Source organism: Streptomyces sp. Act143, from assembly GCF_003143935.1.
GTDB lineage: Bacteria > Actinomycetota > Actinomycetes > Streptomycetales > Streptomycetaceae > Streptomyces.
The window spans coordinates 3317008-3337928 of sequence record NZ_QFRX01000001.1 but is presented as its reverse complement, the minus strand read 5'-3'; the positions used below and the strand labels follow the sequence as shown (position 1 = coordinate 3337928).

Sequence of the window (20921 nt, the reverse complement as noted above, 5' to 3'; positions counted from 1 at the left end):
CGCCTGCGACGGAGGCGTGAAGCCATCCCGCCGTTCCCACCGGTGCCCGCGAGGAAGGCGCAGGTGGGGCCGGTGCTGCTCCCTGGCGAGGGTGCCCGCGATGAGGGTGGTCAGCATCTCCTGCAGGGTGATGGTGAAGTCCATGCGTAGGGCGGCGAGCGAGGGATCGGCGGCGTAGGCCGTGAGCATCGCGGCGGACGGCCGGGCGTGGGTCCATACCGCGCCGCTGACCATGACGGCCTGGGCGCAGAGCTGATCGGCGCGGCTGCCGAGTTCGGGGAGATACCGGCGGGTGAGCGCGGCCAAGGCGGCGACGTTGTCGAGGGCCGCTCGTTTGTATCGAGCGGCCACCTCCGCGGAGATGTTGTGCTCCAGCACGCCCGCCTGAGCGCTGAGCAGGTCGCACAGCACCCGGTGTTGCGCAAGGGAGCGTGTCATGGCCGTCGCGAACTCCTGGCCGCGCTGGATCGGCGGGGCATCGGCGGTGATCGATGCGGCGAGCTGTTCGGAAAGGCTCGCTGTCCATTGCCGCCAGTCACGGTCCAGCAGTTCCAGCAACACCGCTTCCCGTGACTCGAAGTAGCGCAGCACATTGGACTTCGCCAGGCCCACACGCCGACTCAGTTCGTTCAGGCTGAGTGCGCTCACGGACATCTCGTCGAGCATCGCTGCCGCGGTATCGAGAATCGCCTGCCGCCGGATCTCGCGCTGTTCCTCGCTGCGCGCTCGCTGGAAGGTTGTCATACCCACCATGTTACAGACTGCCGGTCTTTTGACATCAGACCAATGGTCTCTTATTGTTGTTCTCAAGAGACCGGCGGTCTATTAGAACCGGATCGTCGGCCGTGCTCACTTTGCGAAAGAGGACCACCGTCATGAGCGTCTCCCGCATCGCCCTGATCACCGGAGCCACCCAAGGCATCGGCAAGGAGACCAGCCTCCTGCTGGCCCGCACCGGCCATGCCGTCGTCGTCTCCGGCCGCCGCAAGGACGCGGGCGAAGCCGTCGTCGACGAGATCCGCGCCAACGGCGGGGAAGCCGACTTCATCGCCGTCGACGTCGACTCCGAAGAATCCGTTGCCGCCCTGGTCGCGGCCACCGTCGAGCGCTACGGCCGCCTCGACGTCGCCGTCAACAACGCCGGCATCTCCCTCGACGCCGGCCGCATGGCCGACGAGCCCACCAGCCGCTTCCAGCGGATGCTCACCACGAACGTGCTCGGCGTCTTCTGGAGCATGAAGTACCAGATCCAGCAGATGCTCGCCCAGGACAACCCCGGCGGCTCCATCGTCAACCTGGCCTCCATCGCGGGCCTGAGCGGCATCCGCTACGCGGCCAACTACTCCGCCACCAAGCACGCCGTGGTCGGCCTGACCAAGTCCGCCGCCCTGGAGTACGCCACCGACAACATCCGCATCAACGCCGTCGCCCCCGCCGCGATCAAGACGGACATCCTCAACGCCGCCATCGAGGCCGGCACCTGGGACGAGGCCGGCATCGCCGCCCTCCAGCCCGTCAACCGCATGGGCCAACCCACCGAGGTCGCCGAAGCCATCACCTGGCTCGCCTCACCGGCCGCCTCCTTCGTCACCGGAACCGTCCTCAGCGTCGACGGCGGCTACAAGGCCCAGTAATCCCCTGGCACAAAAACCCGAAAACACCCCGACACATGCCTGTGTCAGACCCTCCAGCCTGAAAGACCGGAGGTTCTGACACAGGCATTGGGCTTGTCTCACCACTCCCGCGCGGTTGCGTGCGGATCGTTCACAGACCCCGCGAGCACGCTCCGCCGCGACGGCGCTCCTCCACACTTCGCCCCCCAGCCCCTCCACGGCTCGGCGGACACCAGGGTCCGGTATTCGCGTTCGCACACGCAACGCTCAGCTGAAGCGGGTCGGCGACCTCGCGCAGGGCGGGGTGAGCGGCAATCTGATCAAGCAGAAGTACACGCGGCGCGTATCCAGCTCGGCTGAGCTCGGCCGTGTCGATGAATCCGCAGTTCAGAGCGTCGTACCACCGGAGTCGGCACAGTGCAGGCGGCCGTGCACTCCAGGGTGGCACATCATGGGTAAGCGGCCTCTGAGCGGCCGTCAACTCCTAAGCAGCCTCCGGCCGCACCACTCCCCGCAGCTTGCGCAGGGCGTTGTGGTGGCGGCTCTTGACCGTGCCGGCCGGGACGCCGAGGATGCCGGCCGTCTCCTGGATGCTGCGGTCGCACAGGTATATGTGCACCAGCACCGCCCGGTGCTCGGCGGACAGCCGCTGCAGCAGGGGCCTGGTCACCAGGGCGTCGTGCACCGCCTCGGTGCCGTCGGTCCGCGACACGGGGTCGTTGTAGGTGACGCCGACGACCTCCCGCCGCGCATGCGGCTTGCGCACCCAGTCGATGACCAGGTGCCGGGTCACGGTGAAGAGCCAGCCACGGACCGACCCGTCCATGCCCAGCAGACGGTCGATGTTGCGCCAGGCCCGGATGATGGTCTCCTGGACGATGTCCTCGGCGAGTCCGTGGTCGCCGAGCATCTTCTCGGCGTACGAGACGAGGCTTTCCCGGTGTTCCCTCATGATGCTGCCGAGCAGGTCGGATCGGGACATAGCCGTGAGGGGCGTAGCCATAGTGTTCTGAACCATCCTGGTTCTCTGTGGTGCGGCGACCGGGGGCCGGATGTAACCCCCGCATTTGCACTGTAGGCAGCGGCGGGTGCCAGAAAAATGCTGCGTTTGTGTCGTCCTACTGCCGCGCCCGTGCCCAGTGAACACGTGTGGCTAAGAGGGGGCTCAGCCACACCCTCTCACCAGCGATTTTGCCGTCCCGATCAGCAATTCCCCGTGCTAACAGGTTCCAAACAACTACCACACATGAGTTGTATGTCACGCGCCGCCGAGCCGCCTTGACCCAAACGCAATGTGTGCGCCTGACGGCCATTGAACACGTGTGTGAGACTGCCGCACTGAGGAACCACCAGAAAGGCATGACTCCCATTGCGTAAGAACCTGCTGCGGCTGGGCGTGACCCTGGCTGCCGCCGCCGGCCTGTCCCTCGGCGCGGGCACCTCGTTCGCCACCCCGGCCGGTCCGGGCGTGAGCGGCAAAATCATCTCCCAGACCACCATCGGGAACACGGACTACATCCTCCGCCAGATCACCATCCCGCCGGGCCAGAGCACGGGATGGCACTACCACGACGGAACCCTCTACGGCTTCGTCCAGCACGGCACGCTCAGCCACTTCGACTCCGACTGCCAGGCCGACGGCGTCTACAAGGCCGGCCACTCCCTGACCGAGCCGTCCGGCGCGGACCACGTGCACATCGGCCGCAACCTCGGCAAGACCGACGTCGTCCTCGACGTCCTGTACGTCCTGCCGCACGGCGCCCCGCTGTCGGAGGACGCCCCGAACCCGGGGTGCGACTTCCAGTAGGCCGCGCTCCGTACAAAGCGAGCCCGCCACGGCATCTCACCGTGGCGGGCTCTTCGCGTCTCGACCCCAGGAACCGGCTCAGTCGTCCGCGGGACGCCAGGACCGGAACACCGCGGCCTGCCCGTGGATGCCACCGCCGGCGTCCATCAGGTCCCACATGGTCACGTCCTCGATCCAGAACGGCCGGCCGTTCCTGCCGACCCGCAGTCCCCGGTAGCCGGTGGCGAAGTGATCCACCGTCACGGCCCGGACGAAGGCGTCCCGGTCCTCTTGGCCGTCCGGGCGGGCGGACAGCCGGGACGGCAGGCCCACGAACTCGTCCCAGGAATAGCCGAAGCAGCCCTGCGCGGTGCTGTTGGCGTAGAGGAAACGCGGGTCTGCGGAGGTGTCGTGCGCCAGCAGCCCGAACGGGGCCTTCTCGTACAGCCACCGCGCGGCGTCCGGTCCGGACTGCCACTCGGTGGGGCACAGGGGCTCGCCCACCAGGCGCAGATGGCTGGAGAGCAGCAGTTCGGCGAAGTCGTCGTCAAAGGGGGTCATCACCGTTCACATGTTTCTTTTGTCCGGGGACGGCTGTGGTGGTTCCGGGGGTTTCTTTCTCGTCAAGAGCCTTGACAGGAAAGTGTCCGCCCCAACAGCCTATGGCAACGTTGTCAGATCGCGGAGGCCGCTTCCGCGTGCCCGGCAGCACCCACGCCACCGCTCACTCACACGCTGTGATGGGACGATCACACATGGCCGATCAGTCGTGCTCCTCACGACACACCTCCCGGCGCACCGTCGTCGCCGCCGGCTCCACCCTGTTGGCCGGGTTCGGCCTGGGCACGGTGTTCGCGCCCACGGCCGAGGCCGCCGACGCCACCGCCGGCAGCACTCCGTCCGCACCGGGTGAGATCGCCGCGTACCGCCCCGTCCGCGCCTCTACACAGGCCTACGCGCCGACCCCCGCCGGATTGGTGGTGGACGCCCTCCCCCAGTCCGGCGTGCGCGGCACCGGATGGCGGGCCGAGGCGGGCGACCCGCAGTGGATCGAGGTCGACCTCCAGGCGGACTGCCGCGTCGACCGTGCCCGGCTGACCTTCGAAGCCGACGCGAGCGACCCGGTCTTCACCCCGCCCACCAGCGGCAACCCGCGCCAGGGCACCACCGGCAAGGAGATCCTCTCCAGTTACGCACGCGAGTTCGTCGTAGAGACCTCCCGCGACCACACCACCTGGACGAGCGTCTACCGCACCACGGCCGGCACCGGCGGTGTGGTGGACATCCCGCTGCCGATCCCCGTCACGGCCCGCTGGGTACGCCTGACGGCCCGCCGTCGCTCCAGCCCCAACCCCCTCGGCCTCAACGGCTTCGAGGTCTACGGCACCGCCCCCGCCCACCGCCCGAAGGCCACCGGCTGGACCGACTGGGGCACCCACCACGGCGACGCGCCCGCGCTCACTGTCGCCACCGACGGCACGGTGCCGCTGGAGTCGGGCTGGACGCTCACCCTGGACGACTGGGTGGACGGGGACGGTACGGCCCTGTCGAAGACCGGCGTCGACACCAGCCGCTGGCTGCCCGCAACCGTGCCCGGCACCGTCCTCGGCTCCCTCGTCGACCAGGGCAAGCTGCCCGACCCGGTCACGGGCCTGAACAACCTGCGCATCCCCGAGGCTCTGTCCCGCCACTCCTGGTGGTACCGGCGCGCCTTCGACCTGCCGCGCGGCCTGCGCACCGGCCGGGGGCGGCACGTCTGGCTGGAGTTCGACGGCGTCAACCACAAGGCCGAGATCTGGCTCAACGGACACGGAGCGGGCGAGGTGACCTTCCCCTTCGCCCGCTCCGCCCACGACGTCACCGAACTCCTCAGCCCCGAGGGCGGCAACGCGCTCGCCGTACGCATCTCCCCCATGCCCGTGCCCGGCAGCCCCGGCGACAAGGGTCCGGCGGGCGAGGCCTGGGTAGACGCCGGAGCCAACACGATGAACCTCAACTCACCCACGTACCTGGCCTCTTCGGGCTGGGACTGGATGCCCGCCGTCCGTGACCGCGCGGCCGGCATCTGGAACCACGTGCGCCTGAGATCGACCGGCCACATCGTGCTGGGCGACCCGCGCGTGGACACGGTGCTGCCCGAGCTGCCGGACCTGTCGGTCGCCGAGCTCACCCTGACCGTCCCGGTCCGCAACGCCGGCTCCGCCGCCCACGAGGCCACGGTCACCGCCGAGTTCGGCGACGTCAGAGTCTCGCGCACGGTCACCGTCCCGGCGGGCGAGGACATCGATGTCACCTTCACTCCGGATGCGTTCGCGGCCTTGCGGGTGCGCGACCCCGAGCTGTGGTGGCCCAACGGCCTGGGCGAGCCCACCCTCCACGAGCTCACCCTCACCGCCCGCAGCGGCGGCTCCGAGAGCGACCGCCGCACCACCCGCTTCGGCATCCGGCAGTTCGGCTACGCCTACGACACCCCGCTGAAGTTCACCCCGTCCTCCGACGCGTACACCCAGACCGTCCCGCTCGGCACCCAGAAGGCCCGCCACATCCGCGTCCGCTGCCTGACCCGGGCGACCGACTGGGGCAGCTCCCTGTGGGCCCTGTCGGTGTACGACAGCGCCCGCCCCGGCACCGACCTTGCCCTGCACGCCCCGGCCGAGGCCTCCAGCACCGACGAGGACGGCCACACGGCCGCCAATGTCACCGACGGCGACGCGAACACCCGCTGGTCCTCCGCCTTCGCCGACGACCAGTGGATACGCGTCGACCTCGGCGCGACGCAGACCTTCGACCGGGTGGACCTGGTGTGGGAGCGGGCCTACGCGCGCACCTTCGTCGTCCAGGTCTCGGCGGACGGCGAGCAGTGGACCGACGCCGCGTCCGTCGACAACACGGCCGTCCCGCTGCCGTTCAACAGCGGCGACGCGAGCCTGCGCATCACCGACTTCGAGGCCCGTACGGCCCGTTACGTCCGCTTGTCCTGCGGCCTGCGCAACACCAGCTGGGGCAACTCGCTGTGGTCCCTCGCCGTCATCGACAGCGCGGAGCCGGGCACCGACCTCGCCCTGCACCGCCAGGCCACCGCCTCCAGCGAGGAGGACGGCCACCCGGCCGCCCACGCCACCGACGGCGACCCGAACACCCGCTGGTCCTCCGCCTACGAGGACCACCAGTGGCTCCAGGTCGACCTCGGCTCCAGCCGCCGCTTCGACCGGGTCGCGGTCGTCTGGGAGCAGGCGTACCCGAAGACGTACACCGTCCAGGTCTCCGACGACGGCGACACCTGGACCGATGTCACGACCGTGTCCAACGACCCCGACCCGCTGAAGATCAGCGTCAACGGCGTGCGGGTGCTGGTGCGCGGCGGGAACTGGGGCTGGGACGAGCTGCTGCGCCGGATGCCCGCCGAGCGGATGGACGCGGCGGTGCGCATGCACCGGGCGATGAACTTCACAATGATCCGCAACTGGGTCGGCAGCAGCAACCGCGAGGAGTTCTACGCCGCCTGCGACGCGCACGGCATCCTCGTCTGGAACGACTTCCCCAACGCCTGGAGCATGGACCCGCCGGACCACGAGGCGTTCCTGTCCGTGGCCCGCGACACCGTCCTGCGCTACCGCAGCCACCCGAGCATCGCGGTGTGGTGCGGCGCCAACGAGGGCAACCCGCCCGCCGCGGTCGACGAGGGCATGCGCAAGGCGGTACAGAGCCAGGCGCCGGGCCTGCTGTACCAGAGCAACTCGGCCGGCGGTGTTGTCACCGGCGGTGGCCCCTACGGCTGGGTCGAACCGGAGAAGTACTTCGACCCCGCGACCTACGGCAGCAAGGACTTCGGCTTCCACACCGAGATCGGCATGCCCGTCGTCTCCACGGCCGCCAGCACCCGCGCCATGCTCGGCGACGACGGCCCGGAGTGGCCGATCGGCGGCGCCTGGTACCACCACGACTGGAGCGAGCGCGGCAACCAGGCCCCGCAGAACTACAAGTCCGCCATCGAGACCCGCCTCGGCACCGCCCGCGACCTGGACGACTTCACCCGCAAGGCGCAGTTCGTCAACTACGAGAACTTCCGCGCCATGTTCGAGGCCTGGAACGCCCATCTCTGGGACAACGCCAGCGGGTTGATGCTGTGGATGTCCCATCCCGCCTGGCACAGCACGGTCTGGCAGACCTACGACTACGACTTCGACGTCAACGGCGCCTACTTCGGCTGCCGCACCGCCTGCGAGCCCCTGCACGTCCAGGCCGACCCGGTGAAGTGGCAGGTCATCGCCGTCAACCACACCCGCGAGGCGCTGAAGCGGGCGACGGTCAGGGCGGAGACGTACGACCTGTCGGGCCGTCGTATCGCCGAGTCCCGGCATGCCCGGGTGGACGTGGAACCGGCCGCCAAGGCGGCGGCCTTCACGGCGGCCCCCACGGCCGACCTGCCGGACCTGCACCTGCTGCGCCTGACCCTGGAGGACGCCGACGGCAGGCTGCTGTCCCGCAACACCTACTGGCGCTGCCGCACACCAGAGGCCCTGCGCGCCCTCGACCACGTCCGGCAGGCCAAGCTGTCGGCGTCCTTCTCCCGGGTGTCCCACGACGGGGACCGACGCACGACGACCGCCACGGTCCGCAATCGCGGCTCCATGGTTGCCGCGATGGTCCGGCTCTCCCTGCTGGACGAGGAGGGCACCCGCGTCCTGCCGACCCTCTACGACGACAACTACCTGTGGCTGCTGCCCGGGGAGTCGCGCACGGTGACCCTGTCGTGGCCCGCGTCCGCGCTGCCGTCGGGCCGACCGAAGCTACGGGTGGAGGGCTACAACACCCCGCCGGTCACGGTGCGCGGCTGAACCGTACGGAGGGGGCCGGGGCAGGCGTCAGACGCTGCGTTCGTAGCTGGCCCACGCGATGTGCGACTCGTGCAGGGTCACGGCCACCTCGCGGATGCCCCGGGCCCCATCCCCCAGTGTCCCCGCGTGGATCGCCTCGACGAGGTGGTCGGCGATCACCTTGGCCAAGTACTCCGTCGAGGTGTTGATCTGCCCGAACCGCTCCTCGTCGTCGAGGTTGCGGTAGTTGAACGCAGCGATCACCTTGCCGAGTTCAGCGGTGGCCAGCCCGATGTCCACGACGATGTTGTCGTCGTCCAGTTCCGGGCGCCGGAACGTCGCGTCCACCACGAAGGTGGCCCCGTGCAGCCGCTGGGCGGGCCCGAAGACCTCACCGCGGAAGCTGTGGGCGATCATCATGTGGTCACGTACCGTGATGCTGAACAAGGGTCCTCCTGGTGAGGTGTGCGCTCGGCAGCGAGCATATAGCCGAGGCACATGTGACTTGATGTGTGAACCAAATGTGAGATCCTCTCGTGTCCTTGGTGTGTCGGGTGGCCGCGCCGGCAGAGGAGGACTATGGAGACACCACCGGTGAGACGCCTGGAGCTGGCGCTTGCCGACTTCGCCGAGCGGTACGGCGCTCTGACCAGAGCGCGGGAACAGATCAGGGCGCTGTCGGTGACGGCCTGCTCCCGGGACGATGTCGTCGAGGTCACCGTGGGTGCTGACGGCCGCCCGGCGAGCATTCGCTTCGTCGACGAGCGGTTCAGGGAGATGCCCGCGGCCCAGCTCGGCAACAGCGTCATGGAAGCCCTGGGCACGGCGCGAGCTGAGGTCGAGGCCCGGTTCAGCGCCGCGATGAACAGCGTGGGCCTGCCGGTGCAGGCCTCCCGTGAGACGGCGCGGTCACGACCGCAGGGGCCGCTGTGGGGCCGCAGGCCCGCTTCGTCCTCCACCCCGCTGCCGCCGGACCTGCGAGCGGCGGTGCTGGCGCTGACGGACTCCGTGTGTGACGCCGTCCGATGCGTCTGAGGCCGGACGGCCGAGCAGAGACACACAATGGCTTCGCTATACACACAACACTGTTTTCACTATACACATATCGCCGCCCTGTCGAGAGACATCGCACACAAGGGCAAGGATCGGAACAGTCATGCCGAAATCCCCGCGACCGGACGACATCGTCCGCGTCGAGAGCAACGTGTACTCCGTGTCCGGCAGCAACACCAACTGGGTGATCGTCAAGGACGGGGACAGCTGCACCCTCGTCGACACCGGCTACCCCGGCGACCGCGAGGCCCTGCTGGGCTCCCTCGCCGCCCTCGGACTGGGGCCGCGCGACGTAACCGCCGTTCTGGTCACGCACGCGCACAACGACCACATCGGCGCGGCCGAGCACCTGCGCGCCGGCTACGACGTACCGGTTCTCATGCACCACGAGGAGGTCCCGCACGCCCGCCGCGACTTCCTCGACCAGGTGACCGTGGGGCAGGTGCTCGCGCAGGCCTGGCGGCCCGGGGTGCTGCCGTGGGCCGTGCACGCGCTGCGCGCCGGCGGCACCACTCATGTGCCGGTCTGCGAACCGCAGGCATTCCCGGCGCCGGGTGCCCTGGACCTGCCCGGGGCACCGGTGCCCGTGCACACCCCCGGGCACACCAAGGGCCACTGCGCCTACCACCTGCCCGAAAGCGGCATCCTCATCACCGGCGACGCCCTGGTCACCACGCACCCCACGTCACGGATCAGCGGCCCGCAGCTGCTGCCCGACATGTTCCACACCGACCGGGCGCGGGCTCTGGAGTCCCTGACCGTGCTGGAGAACCTGGACGCCGGCCTTCTGCTGCCGGGGCACGGGCCCGTGCACCACGGCTCCGCGAAGCAGGCCGCCGCGACCGCCCGCGAGCACGCGGCCCGGTGACCGGAGGCCTCCCTCGGACGGCGGAACGACGTCATCGACGGTTCAACCACACACTTACCGGGCAGTACGTTCGATGGGGCCCCTCATGCGAGTGACACCGTCGGCGCTTGAGAGAAACAGAAGAACACCCACACTTCCGCTGTGCAGGGGCACATCAGCGCTTATCGTGAAGAGTGAGCATGTCGGAGAAACCATCTGACGTTGACACTTATCCACACGGGCCCCTCGGCGTGGGTACCATGCCCAACGTCATCCATATCGAGGGAGTGAACGGTTGTGACCAGCCAATCAGCCGCCACGCTCCGGTCGCGGTACGTAGCACAGGCCGCGTCGGACCTGGAGGAAAACCGTCGGCTGCAGCAGCAGCTGGCGGACCGGATTTCCGCGTTGAAGCAGGAGGAAGCCCTGCTCGCGGACATTCTCAAACTCGCCGAGCAGTACGAGGGTTTCGCCGATGCCTCCCGGCTGCCTGAACAGCTTCAGGACGAGCCCGTCGTTGCGAAGGCGAAGAAGACGTCCGCCGACGTCGCCCGTCGCCCCGCGGCGGCCAAGAGCACTTCCGGCGGCAGGACGGCGAAGGCCGGCGCGAAGGGGAAGTCGCGTCAGCCTCTGCTCGGGGACCTGCTGGCGGAGCTGCTCGGCCAGTACGAGGAGCCGCGTCTGGCGAAGGAACTGCGCGACGAACTCCTCGAGAAGCACCCGGACCGCAACCCCACCCCGCAGGTGGTGCGAAACACCCTCGAGTCCCTGGTCGCCAAGGGCCGCATCCGGCGTCACAAGCAGCAGCGCTCCGTCATGTACACCCTGGTCAAGCCGGACGGGGCGGACAGCGGCAGCTCCGACTGACCCGTCTGCTCGTCCCGCGGGCGGTGGTCCGCAGCCGTTCGGCGGCACACACCGCGTGTACATCCCGCCTCGCGGGGCGAGCTGACACCTCGACCGACCATGTGAACCGTAGGGGCCCCCTCCCCGTTGGGGAGGTGAGGGCTTCTGCTCCCGGAAGCGTCCTCCCCAGCCACGTCAGCTGCAGGAACGGTTCATCATATGTCGGACGAGCATCGCGTCATGGAATTCCTCGAGCGGGTGGCCGCGGACAACGCCGCCGCCTTCGCCGGGCTGTCGACCTCCCTGGGGGTCCGCCTCGGGCTGTACCAGGCGATGGCCGGTGCCGGGCCACTCACCTCGGCCGAGCTGGCCGACAGGACCGGCCTCGTCGAGCGCTATGTCCGCGAGTGGCTGGACGGGCAGGTCGCCGGCGCCTACGTGACCCACTCCCCCGCAACGAACACATATCTCCTCCCGGACGAGCACGCGGCCGTACTCGCCGACTCCTCCCTGCCCACCTACGTCGGTGGCGGCTTCACCATGCTGAGGGCGCTCTACGGGGCCGAGGAGGCACTGGCGAACGCCTACCGCAACGGTGGCGGCGTGAGCTGGCAGGCCTTCGGTCCGGAACTGGCCGAGGGCGTGGCCGCCTTCTTCAAGCCCGGCTACGACGCGGTCCTCGTCCAGGAGTGGCTGCCCGCCCTGGAGGGCGTCGAGGCCAAACTGCGGCGTGGCGCCTCGGTCGCCGACGTCGGATGCGGTCACGGCTACTCGACGGTGCTCATGGCCAAGGCGTTCCCGCAGTCCCGCTTCCACGGCTTCGACTTCCACGAGCCCTCCATCGAAGCGGCCCGCGAACTGGCCAAGGAGTCCGGCGTCGACGACCGCGTGACCTTCGAGGTCGCCGCCGCGCACGCCTTCCCCGGCGGCGACTACGACCTCGTCACGTTCTTCGACTGCCTCCACGACCTCGGTGACCCCGGCGCGGCGCTCCGGCGCGCCGAGGAGGCCCTCGCGGACGGCGGCAGCTGCCTGGTCGTCGAGCCGAACGTGTCGGCCGAGCCCACAGAGAACATCAACCCGATCGGCCGGTCCTTCGCCTCCACCTCACCCGTCCTGTGCCTGCCGGTGGCCATGGCGCAGAACGGCCCGCACGCGCTCGGCAACCACCCCGGCCAGGACGCCCTCAAGGAGATCGGCGCCGAGGTGGGTCTGCGCCATTGGCGGCTGGCCGTCGAGACCTTCACCAACAGGGTGTACGACGTCACGCGCTGACGGACGGCGCCGCTGCGGCTGTGCGGCGCCTACCAGCCGCGCCACACGTTGTCGAAGGCGGCATTCTCGACATCCCGCCGCAGTCGTAGGGCCTCCAGTTGCACCACCGCGTCACCAACGGCGATCAGTACGGTCGTGACGGCGTCGTCGAGACGGCCGTCGTCCGGGTCGGACGGCAGCGCCTCCTCGGCTCCGGAACCTTCGTCGTCCCGGCCGTCGATGAGCCGCGGCTCTACAGGGGACGGCGCCTCCTCGGTTCCGGAGACGTCGTCTCCGGGCGCATCGGTGAGCTGCGGTTCCACGAGCCCCGAGGCCACCAGCAGGCCGGCGAGGACGGGCTCGCCGGAGGCCCTGCGCTGCTCCGCCTCACGCCGGGCCGGTGAATCGGCCAGTTCGGCCCGTCCGGACACCAGCCGCAGGCCGTGGCCGTGCGGGTGGGCGACCAGACCGGCCAGCTCCAGGGCCTCGGCATAGGCCGGTACGAGGTCCTCGGCCCGGCGCCACAGCCACTCCTCGACCGTCTCGTACGGCTCCCGCCGGACCAGTGCGGCATCCGCCTGGTCCAGCAGCGGGTCGCCGGACGCCATCCGCGGGCCGGGCACGATGCGGTCGCCGTCCAGGCGCAGTGCCCCGCTGTGCAGCAGGTCGATCGCCTCGGCTCCGGCGAGCGCCAGCGACAGATCCCCCTGGCCCACGAGCTGATCGGCCGGCATGCCCAGTGTGACGAGGACGAGGTCGCGCGCGGTGGTCATGCGTCCCTCCTCGTCTCCAGCAGGCGCAGCCACACCTCGCTGATGGTGGGGAAGGCGGGTACGGCGTGCCAGAGGCGTTCGACCGGCACCTCCGCGGTGATGGCGACGGTCGCCGAGTACAGCAGTTCGTCCACGCCCGGGCCGACGAAGGTGGCGCCGACGACGACCTGCCGCTCCCGGTCGACGAGGATGCGGGCCTTGCCCTTGTAGTCGGGCCGGTACTGGACGGCGCCCGCGAGGTGCCCGATCTCGTAGTCGACGACCTCGACGTCCCGGCCGAGGCGCTCGGCCTCCTGCGCGGTCAGGCCAACGCTCGCGACGGGGGGGTCGGTGACGACGACACCGGGGACGGCCTCGAGGTCGGCCGTGCTGCTGTGCGGCGCCCAGCGGCCGGTGTCCAGCCGCTCGCCCCGCGCCCGGGCGGCGATCACCGAACCGGCGACGCGGGCCTGGTACTTGCCCTGGTGGGTGAACAGGGCCCGCCGGTTGATGTCGCCGACGGCGTACAGCCACTCCCCCGGGACCGCGGTGACGGTCAGGGTGTCGTCGACGGTGAGCCAGTCCCCCGGCTCCAGCCCCACGGTGTCGAGGCCGATGTCCTGCGAGCGCGGGGCGCGGCCGGTGGCGAAGAGGATCTCGTCGGCGGTGAGTTCGGAGCCGTCCGACAGCCAGATCCGGACCTCGCCCGCGCCGTCGCGGTCCTCGCCGTGCGCCCGCTTGGCCTCCGCTACGGAGACGCCGAAGCGGACGTCGGCACCGGCTTCCCGCAGCCGCTCGGTGACCAACTCCCCCGCGAACGGCTCCATTCGGGGCAGCAGTCCGTCCTCCCTGGCCAGCAGGGTCACCTGGCTGCCCAGGGCCTGCCAGGCGGTGGCCATCTCGACGCCCACCACGCCGGCGCCCACGATCACCAGCCGCCCGGGCGGCTGCTGGGCGCTGGTGGCCTCCCGGCTGGTCCAGGGACGCAGTTCGTCGATGCCGGGCAGCGGGGGCAGGGCCGCGCTGCTGCCGGTGCACACGGCGACCGCGTGCCGGGCCCGCAGCCTGACGACGTCGCCGTCGGGCGTCTGCACCGACACCTCGCGCTCCCCCGCCAACCGGCCGTGCCCACGCACCAGATCGATACCGGCCGACTTGATCCACTCGACCTGCCCGTCGTCCTTCCAATGGGCGGACATGCGGTCGCGGTGTGCCAGTACGGCGGCGACGTCGAGCGGTGCCTTGACGGCGGGATCGAGCCCCGGCATGTGCACGGCGTCGGCCCGGAACAGCGCGGGGCGCAGCAGGGCCTTGCTGGGTTCGCAGGCCCAGTACGAGCACTCCCCGCCGGCCAGTTCGCTCTCCACGATGACGGTGCTCAGACCGGCGGCGGTGGTCCGGTCCGCGACGTTCTCACCGACCGGCCCAGCGCCGATCACTATGACGTCGTACGTGCGGATGTTCTCGGTCGGCATGTGTCCTCCGTTGGCTGTGTGCCGGGCGGTGGGTGGGGGTCAGGCGGGGGTCAGCGGCCGGGGGCGCGCTCGGTGACCTCCTGGAGGAACCACTCGTTGCCGTCCAGGTCCTTGAAGGCGGCGAAGGTGCCGTAGCTGGCCCGCTCGGGGTGCACGCCCAGCACGCGGTGGGTGTCGCCGGCGTGGTGGAAGGCGCCCGTCTCGTCGCGGAACGGACCGAAGACCTCCACGCCGTACGAGGTGAGCTCCTCCTGGGCCTTGAGGATGTCGGTGACCGTCAGCTGGAGCCCGTGGAGCGTGCCCGGCTCCTGCTGGGTGAGGCCTTCGCCGAAGATGATCGAGCACTCGGAGCCGGGCGGGGTCACCTGTACGATCCGGTATCCGTCGTTGATCGGGAAGTCGGCGTCCAGGCGCCAGCCGAGCTGCTCGACGTAGAAGCCCTTGGCACGGTCGACGTCGGAGACGGGCAGGATGACGACTTCGAGCTTCATGTCCATGGTTGTGATCTCACTTTCGATGATGGGGTCGCCTGCGCGGGCGGCTGCCGGGTGCGGAAGGCGACGTGTGTTCAGTGTCGACCTCGGTCGACATGTGTCGCCTCAGTCAAGTGACGGTTCGTCTCGGAGTACGTGTGTTGGCCGATTCGTTATCGAAGCCACCGCACCCGGCAGTTGCTTGATACGTGTGTCTGTTGAGGCCCCGATTGGGGCCGTCGACCGAACGAAGTCGACCCATTGGAAGGACGGATCTTGAGAAAACTCCTCCCCACCTCCCGCGCCGGCCGGGTACTGACGGTGGGTGCCACGCTGCTCTCCGCCGCGGCCGCCCTCGCCCCGGCCGGGACGGCCGCGGCCGGCACCGAGAACCGGCACCGGGTGGACTACGTCGCCCTCGGTGACTCGTACGCCTCCGCGCCGCTCGTGCCCACCCAGGTCGACCCGACCTGTCAGCGGTCCGGCCAGAACTACCCCTCGCTGGTGGCGCGTTCGCGGTCCGCGGTGCTGACGGATGTCAGCTGTGCGGGTGCCACCACCGACGACATGACGGCCCCGCAGACCGACGGCGTACCGGCGCAGCTCGATGCCCTGAACCGGGGCACCGACCTGGTCACGGTCACCATCGGCGGCAACGACATCGGGTTCTCGACCGTGCTGGGCACCTGTGCTCAGCTCACGTCCGGCAACCCGGCGGGCGCCCCGTGCCAGGCCCACTTCGCGGGCAGCGGCACGGACCAGATCTCGGAGGCGGTCACCGCGACCGGGCCGAAGGTCGCCCAGGTCCTGCGGGGCATCCACCGTCGGGCGCCGCACGCCCGTGTCGTGGTCGTCGGCTACCCCGACCTGTTCCCCGAGGACGGTGTCGGCTGCACCAGCAGCAAGGTGCCGCTGGCCGCGGGCGACTTCGCGTGGCTGCGCGACAAGGAGAAGGAGCTCAACGCGATGCTGGCCCGCCAGGCCCGTCGCGGCGGGGCGGCATACGTGAACACCTACGCGCCGACCGTCGGACACGACCTGTGCAAGCCGGCCGGCGAGCGGTGGATCGAGACCTTCGCGCCCGAGTCTCCGGCGGCGCCGGTGCATCCCAACGCCACGGGTGAAGGGGCGATGGCCACCGCGGTCGAGGGCGTTCTCGCGGGCCACTGGCGCCGCTGACGTTCTTGCGGTGCGGGGCGGCCGGTCCGGCACGAGCCGGTGCCGGGTCAGGCCGCCCTTCTCGCGCATCGGGCCGCCCGTCACAGCAAGCTGCCGGGACCGGGACCGTATCCCGCCAGCACGACACTCTCCGCCCAGCCCCACACCTGTGTGTCCGCCGGCCAGCCCCGACCGCTCTCTCGGTTCACACCTTGAGGCATCTTCCCGTCAGAAACATGCTCACCGGAGGTGCGCCGGGCATGGGCCCGACGTTTCTCGGCGGACCGTACACGTATGTGCGTCAGCGAGGCCATGGCGTGCTCTCAGGCGGCTGCGCTGGCGTTGATGGTGACCGGGACGTTGTCGCGCGTGGCCTTGGAGTAGGGGCAGATCTGGTGGGCGGCGTTCGCGAGTTCCTGGGCGGTGGCGTCATCGACGCCGCCGAGCACGGGGCTGAGGACCGCGGAGAGGGAGAATTCGCCGTCGTCGCCGTGCGTGAGCGTGACCTCGGCCGTGATGGCCGTGCTGGTGAGGCGGATCTTGCGGCCGGTGGCGGCGCGGCGCAGGGCGCCGAGGAAGCAGGCGGCCCAGCCGGCGGCCAGCAGCTGCTCGGGGTTGGTGGCGGTGCCCGCGCCGCCGAGCTCCTTGGGGAGGGCGAGGGTGGTCTCCAGCAGACCGTCGGAGGAACGGACGTGACCGCCGTTGCGGCCCTCTCCGTCGACGTTGACGACGGCGGTGTAGCTGACTGCCATGGCTGTGCTCCCCATCCGGGTCGAAGATTCTGCATCGATAAGTCGTTGCCCGTGCCCTGACCAGCGACTTCTGATGTCACCGGTTGAGGCGGTGACGCAATCATGGCAGCCTCCTACGTCACCCGTCAAGGCGGTGATTCGAGCTGCCCTGGTTCACATGTCGTCTGGCGCCCTTGTGACATGTCCCAGGTGTGCCACCGGCATCGAGTGACACCTACCGGACGGCCGACGGATTCTGTCGCGCAGATGAACAGCACACAGCGCGCCGGAGAGGCACGGATTCGATGAGACACATCCGCTTGTTGGCGACGTTCACCACGGGCGTCGCCCTCGCCGCGGCGGCAATCACCCCGTCGTTCGCCGACCAGCCCACCCCGCCGCACAGCAGCGCCGTAGCCGCCATGCCTCCCGGTGCGGCAGCCGTCCACCTGATCACCGGCGACCGCGTCACCGTCGCCAAGGGCCCGGACGGCCATCAGACGGCCGCGATACGACCCGGCACCGGCCGCGACGACATCGTCTTCCACACCTTCGAACAGGACGGACACCTCACCGTGCTCCCGTCCGACGCCTCTGCCCTGGTCTCCCAAGGTCGCCTGGACCAGGCCCTGTTCGATGTCACCGCCCTCCTCGCCCAGGGCTACGACGACGCCCACACCGATGCGCTGCCCCTGATCGTCGCCAGCCCTGGCGGCACGGCCGCGCGCACCGCGGACCGGCTCTCGACGTTCGCCGAACCGGACGCTCCGGCACGGGAGTTGCCCAGCATCGACGCCCGCTCCCTGCGCGTCGCGCAGGCCGACCTCACCCGTTTCTGGACCCAGTTGGCCCCCACCGGTACGAAGGCGAAGCAGGCCGCCGTCCCCCACATCTGGCTCGACGGCCGTGTCCACGCCGTACTGGACCGCAGCACCGCCCAGATCGGCGCTCCGACCGTCTGGCAGACGGGCGCGCACGGCGAGGGCGTCAAGGTGGCGATCCTCGACACAGGCGTCGACCAGACCCACCCCGACCTGGCCGGACGCGTCACGAAGACAGCGAACTTCTCGGACAGCGCGACCACCGACGACCCCTACGGCCACGGCACCCACGTCGCCTCCATCGTCGGCGGCAGCGGAGCGGCCTCCGCCGGCACCCGCAAGGGCGTGGCTCCCCAGGCCGACCTCCTCGTCGGCAAGGTCCTCGGCGACAACGGCTCCGGCTCCGAGTCCCAGGTCATCGACGGCATGGAGTGGGCCGCCGCCCAGGGCGCCAAGGTCGTCAGCATGAGCCTCAGCTCCAACCAGCCCAGCGACGGCTCCGACGCCATGAGCCAGGCCGTCGACGAACTCTCCCGGACCACGCCCACGCTGTTCGTGATCGCCGCCGGCAACAGCGGCCGGGACGGCGTCTCCACCGTCGGCTCCCCCGGCGCTGCCGAGTCGGCGCTCACCGTGGGCGCGGTCGACCGCGACGACTCCCTCGCGGACTTCTCCAGCCGCGGCCCCCGGGTCGGCGACGGCGCGGTCAAGCCCGACGTGACCGCCCCCGGCGTCGGCATCGTGGCGGCCCGCGCCGCGGGCACCACCGAAGGCGATGTCGTCGACCAGTACTACGTGGCCTACTCCGGCACCTCCATGGCCACCCCTCATGTCGCGGGCGCCGCAGCCCTGGTGGCCCAGCGCCACCCCGACTGGACCGGACGCCGGCTCAAGGACGCCCTGGTCAGCACCGCCCACACGGTCACCGGCCAGCAGGTCACCGAGCAAGGCGGCGGCCGCATCGACGTCCCCGCCGCGGCTCTCGGCCCGATCACGGCGACCGGCACCCTCACCCCCGGCCCGTTCCAACTCGGCGACCCGGCGCGCACCTTCGACCTGACCTACACCAACACCTCCGACCAAGCCCTGACCCTCAGCCTGGCCCCCCACCTCACCGACTCAGCGGGCCGCCCGGCCCCGGCGGACGCCCTGCGCCTCGCCGCCTCCGTCACTGTCCCCGCCCACGGCACCACCACCGTCCCTCTCACGGCAGACCCGGCCAGGGCCGGACAGGGCACCTATTACGGCTATATAGCCGCCACCCCCGCCGACTCCGCCGGCCCGCCCGTGCACACCACGCTCAGCCTGATCGTGCACGGCCCCGTCCACCGGCTGACGGTTCGGACATACGACGAGCACGGCACCCGTATCCCCGCACAGCCCCTCATCTGGGGCCCGGGTGGCTTCGTCACCTACACCGACCCCGAGCACGGCATCGCCGAGGTCGAGGAAGGCACCTACCAGGTCAGCCACAGCTCCGTCAGCACCGCCGAGGACGGCCAGGAACTGCGCGAGGTCGTCCTGCCGGAGGTGAAGGTCACCAAGGACACGACGGTCACCGTGGACGCCCGCAAGACCGTCCCCGTCCAGATCCGCACACCCCGCCCCGCCGAGCAGCGCGGAGCGCTCAGCTACCAGACCTACCGCGAACTCGACGGGCACGCCCTGGTGCAGGGCACCATGTTCTTCGACATCGCCAAGCGCCTCTACGTCAGCCCAACCGCCCCCGTGCACAACGGCACGTTCGAGTTCGCCTCCCGCTGGCAGCTCGTCGCCCCGCTCCTCCAGGCCCGCGCCACCGGCCTGCCCGACCCCCTCGACGCCTACTACATGCCGGCCTCGCCCCTCTTCAGCGACCACGGCACCACCCTGCGCGCCGCGAACGCCGGCGACGCCGCCTCCCCCCAACTCAGCGGCCTGCGCGGCCGGCTCGCCGTGCTCACCGACAACCAGGGCACCGGCACGGACCAGGCACTGCGGCAGATCGCGGCTGCGGGCGCCAAGGGCGTCCTGCTGGTCCACTTCGACGACAACCCCTGGACCCGCTGGACCCCGGACGGCGACCGCTCACCGCTGCCGGTCGTCCGCGTCGGCGCCACCACCGGCGCCAAGATCCTGTCCCGAATCCCCCACCACACCACCGAACTCACCTTCCGCGGCACGGCCCGCAGCCCCTACCTATACGACGTCCTGCAGGTGTCCAGACAGCAGATCCCCCAGCACGTCGTGCACACCGTCACCGCCCGCGACAGCGCCGTACTGCACACCACCTACGCGGGCAACGGCGGCAGCGGCTGGGCCTCCGAACAGCGCTTCGCGCGCCGCCCCTACCAGCAGACGGCCTGGCTCCAGTACAACCGCTACGTCCCCACCGGCTTCACCCGCACCGAGTACGTCAGCGCCGGTGACACCAGCTGGCAGCACCTCGTGCACCACACCACGGTCTACGACCCCGACCTCCCCCTGGCACTCGGCATGCGCGACACCCCGCGCACCTACCGGGCGGGCACCACGGCGAAGGAGACCTGGCAGGGCGCCGTCGTCCGCCCGTCGATCCCCGCGCACACCACCGACCCGACCGTGCGCCAAGGCAACGTCATGCGCCTGCGCATACCGGAGTTCACCGACTCACAGCCAGGCCACTGGTCGCGCTACCTGCCCGACGACGGAGGCGGCATCGGCACCAGCAGTACGGAGGCGTCCCACGACACGGTCAGCGCGACCCTCTACCGGGACGGCACCGAACTCACCGACCTCAACACCGCCTGGTCCGACGTCGAGGTGCCGACCGACCCGGCCAACTACCGCCTGGAACTGCGCACTTCCCGCACCTCGCCCGACTGGCACTACGCCAGCAAGACCACGACGACCTGGAGCTTCCGCTCCTCCCCCACCGACAAGCCGACCGCGCTCCCCCTGCTTCAACTCGACTACGCCGTACCGGTCGACGCCCACAACACGGTTACCGGCAAGGGCTATTACGGCGTAATAATCACCGCCCGCGCCCAGGACCAAGCCCCCGCCCCGCACCATACGAAGATGCGCGTGGAGATCTCGTACGACGACGGCCGCACCTGGCGTACGGCCGACATCAGCGACCGTGGACAGAACAGCTTCCGCGCCACGCTCAACCGCCCGCACCACAGCGGCGCTACCGCCTACGCGACCGTGCGGGTCACGGCCCAGGACGCCGCGGGCCACAGCATCCGGCAGACGGTCCACCGAGCCTGGGCGGTGCGCGGCTGACGATCACGGCGTGGAGTACAGTCCTCGAACTGTCCACGCCACCATGAGC

The 20921-nt window shown here is 70.3% G+C and carries 16 protein-coding genes and 1 pseudogene; 9 read left to right on the top strand and 8 right to left on the bottom strand.

The features are described 5' to 3' along the window. Positions 1–81 precede the first annotated feature (81 nt). Positions 82–744 (bottom strand): annotated as a pseudogene (locus DI272_RS14830) (TetR family transcriptional regulator); the annotation flags it as partial. A 131-nt stretch (positions 745–875) separates the two neighbouring features. Between DI272_RS14830 and DI272_RS14825 the strand changes: the two are divergent. Continuing rightward, on the top strand, positions 876–1634 hold the full coding sequence (locus DI272_RS14825) for an SDR family NAD(P)-dependent oxidoreductase (protein ID WP_258314563.1): 759 nt from the start codon (positions 876–878) through the stop codon (positions 1632–1634). A 463-nt stretch (positions 1635–2097) separates the two neighbouring features. On the opposite strand, the gene DI272_RS14820 is transcribed toward DI272_RS14825, so the two are convergent. Then, complete coding sequence (locus DI272_RS14820) at positions 2098–2595, bottom strand: sigma-70 family RNA polymerase sigma factor (RefSeq protein ID WP_109495826.1); 498 nt, start codon at positions 2593–2595, stop codon at positions 2098–2100. A gap of 399 nt (positions 2596–2994) precedes the next feature. Here DI272_RS14820 and DI272_RS14815 point away from each other — a divergent pair, with 399 nt between their 5' ends. Continuing rightward, complete coding sequence (locus DI272_RS14815; RefSeq protein WP_181387531.1) at positions 2995–3420, top strand: cupin domain-containing protein; 426 nt, start codon at positions 2995–2997, stop codon at positions 3418–3420. Positions 3421–3498: 78 nt separating this feature from the next. Here DI272_RS14815 and DI272_RS14810 read toward each other — a convergent pair whose 3' ends face one another. Next, complete coding sequence (locus tag DI272_RS14810; RefSeq protein WP_109495824.1) at positions 3499–3960, bottom strand: MEKHLA domain-containing protein; 462 nt, start codon at positions 3958–3960, stop codon at positions 3499–3501. Between the two features lie 194 nt (positions 3961–4154). On the opposite strand from DI272_RS14810, the gene DI272_RS14805 reads away from it, so the two are divergent. Further along, on the top strand, positions 4155–8237 hold the full coding sequence (locus tag DI272_RS14805; protein ID WP_109495823.1) for a discoidin domain-containing protein: 4083 nt from the start codon (positions 4155–4157) through the stop codon (positions 8235–8237). A 27-nt stretch (positions 8238–8264) separates the two neighbouring features. Here DI272_RS14805 and DI272_RS14800 read toward each other — a convergent pair whose 3' ends face one another. Continuing rightward, positions 8265–8663: a 6-carboxytetrahydropterin synthase gene (locus tag DI272_RS14800; RefSeq protein WP_109495822.1), complete on the bottom strand. Its 399-nt coding sequence runs from the start codon at positions 8661–8663 to the stop codon at positions 8265–8267. A gap of 147 nt (positions 8664–8810) precedes the next feature. On the opposite strand from DI272_RS14800, the gene DI272_RS14795 reads away from it, so the two are divergent. From DI272_RS14795 to DI272_RS14780, 4 genes are all read left to right on the top strand, one after another. Next, positions 8811–9251 carry a YbaB/EbfC family nucleoid-associated protein gene (locus DI272_RS14795; protein ID WP_181387186.1) on the top strand — a complete coding sequence of 147 codons (441 nt, stop codon included), beginning with the start codon at positions 8811–8813 and terminating at the stop codon, positions 9249–9251. A 121-nt stretch (positions 9252–9372) separates the two neighbouring features. Beyond that, positions 9373–10137: an MBL fold metallo-hydrolase gene (locus DI272_RS14790; RefSeq protein WP_109495820.1), complete on the top strand. Its 765-nt coding sequence runs from the start codon at positions 9373–9375 to the stop codon at positions 10135–10137. A gap of 276 nt (positions 10138–10413) precedes the next feature. Beyond that, positions 10414–10983 carry a hypothetical protein gene (locus DI272_RS14785; RefSeq protein WP_109495819.1) on the top strand — a complete coding sequence of 190 codons (570 nt, stop codon included), beginning with the start codon at positions 10414–10416 and terminating at the stop codon, positions 10981–10983. A 219-nt stretch (positions 10984–11202) separates the two neighbouring features. Further along, positions 11203–12237: a class I SAM-dependent methyltransferase gene (locus tag DI272_RS14780; protein ID WP_258314562.1), complete on the top strand. Its 1035-nt coding sequence runs from the start codon at positions 11203–11205 to the stop codon at positions 12235–12237. A gap of 29 nt (positions 12238–12266) precedes the next feature. Here DI272_RS14780 and DI272_RS14775 read toward each other — a convergent pair whose 3' ends face one another. The 3 genes from DI272_RS14775 to DI272_RS14765 are packed head-to-tail and all read right to left on the bottom strand — an operon-like array spanning position 12267 to position 14940. After that, positions 12267–12989 carry a GPP34 family phosphoprotein gene (locus DI272_RS14775; RefSeq protein WP_109495817.1) on the bottom strand — a complete coding sequence of 241 codons (723 nt, stop codon included), beginning with the start codon at positions 12987–12989 and terminating at the stop codon, positions 12267–12269. Continuing rightward, a complete protein-coding gene (locus tag DI272_RS14770) occupies positions 12986–14443 on the bottom strand; it encodes an NAD(P)/FAD-dependent oxidoreductase (protein WP_109495816.1) in 1458 nt (485 codons plus the stop codon). The genes DI272_RS14775 and DI272_RS14770 overlap by 4 nt, the downstream gene beginning before the upstream one ends. A gap of 50 nt (positions 14444–14493) precedes the next feature. Beyond that, positions 14494–14940 carry a VOC family protein gene (locus DI272_RS14765; protein ID WP_109495815.1) on the bottom strand — a complete coding sequence of 149 codons (447 nt, stop codon included), beginning with the start codon at positions 14938–14940 and terminating at the stop codon, positions 14494–14496. A gap of 252 nt (positions 14941–15192) precedes the next feature. Here DI272_RS14765 and DI272_RS14760 point away from each other — a divergent pair, with 252 nt between their 5' ends. Then, positions 15193–16095: an SGNH/GDSL hydrolase family protein gene (locus DI272_RS14760; protein WP_258314560.1), complete on the top strand. Its 903-nt coding sequence runs from the start codon at positions 15193–15195 to the stop codon at positions 16093–16095. Between the two features lie 302 nt (positions 16096–16397). Here the strand turns inward: DI272_RS14760 and DI272_RS14750 are convergent, their stop codons facing one another. Next, complete coding sequence (locus DI272_RS14750; protein ID WP_109495813.1) at positions 16398–16826, bottom strand: organic hydroperoxide resistance protein; 429 nt, start codon at positions 16824–16826, stop codon at positions 16398–16400. Positions 16827–17110: 284 nt separating this feature from the next. Here DI272_RS14750 and DI272_RS14745 point away from each other — a divergent pair, with 284 nt between their 5' ends. Beyond that, positions 17111–20872, top strand: a complete 3762-nt coding sequence (locus DI272_RS14745; protein WP_109495812.1) for a S8 family serine peptidase — start codon at positions 17111–17113, stop codon at positions 20870–20872. Positions 20873–20921: the final 49 nt, after the last annotated feature.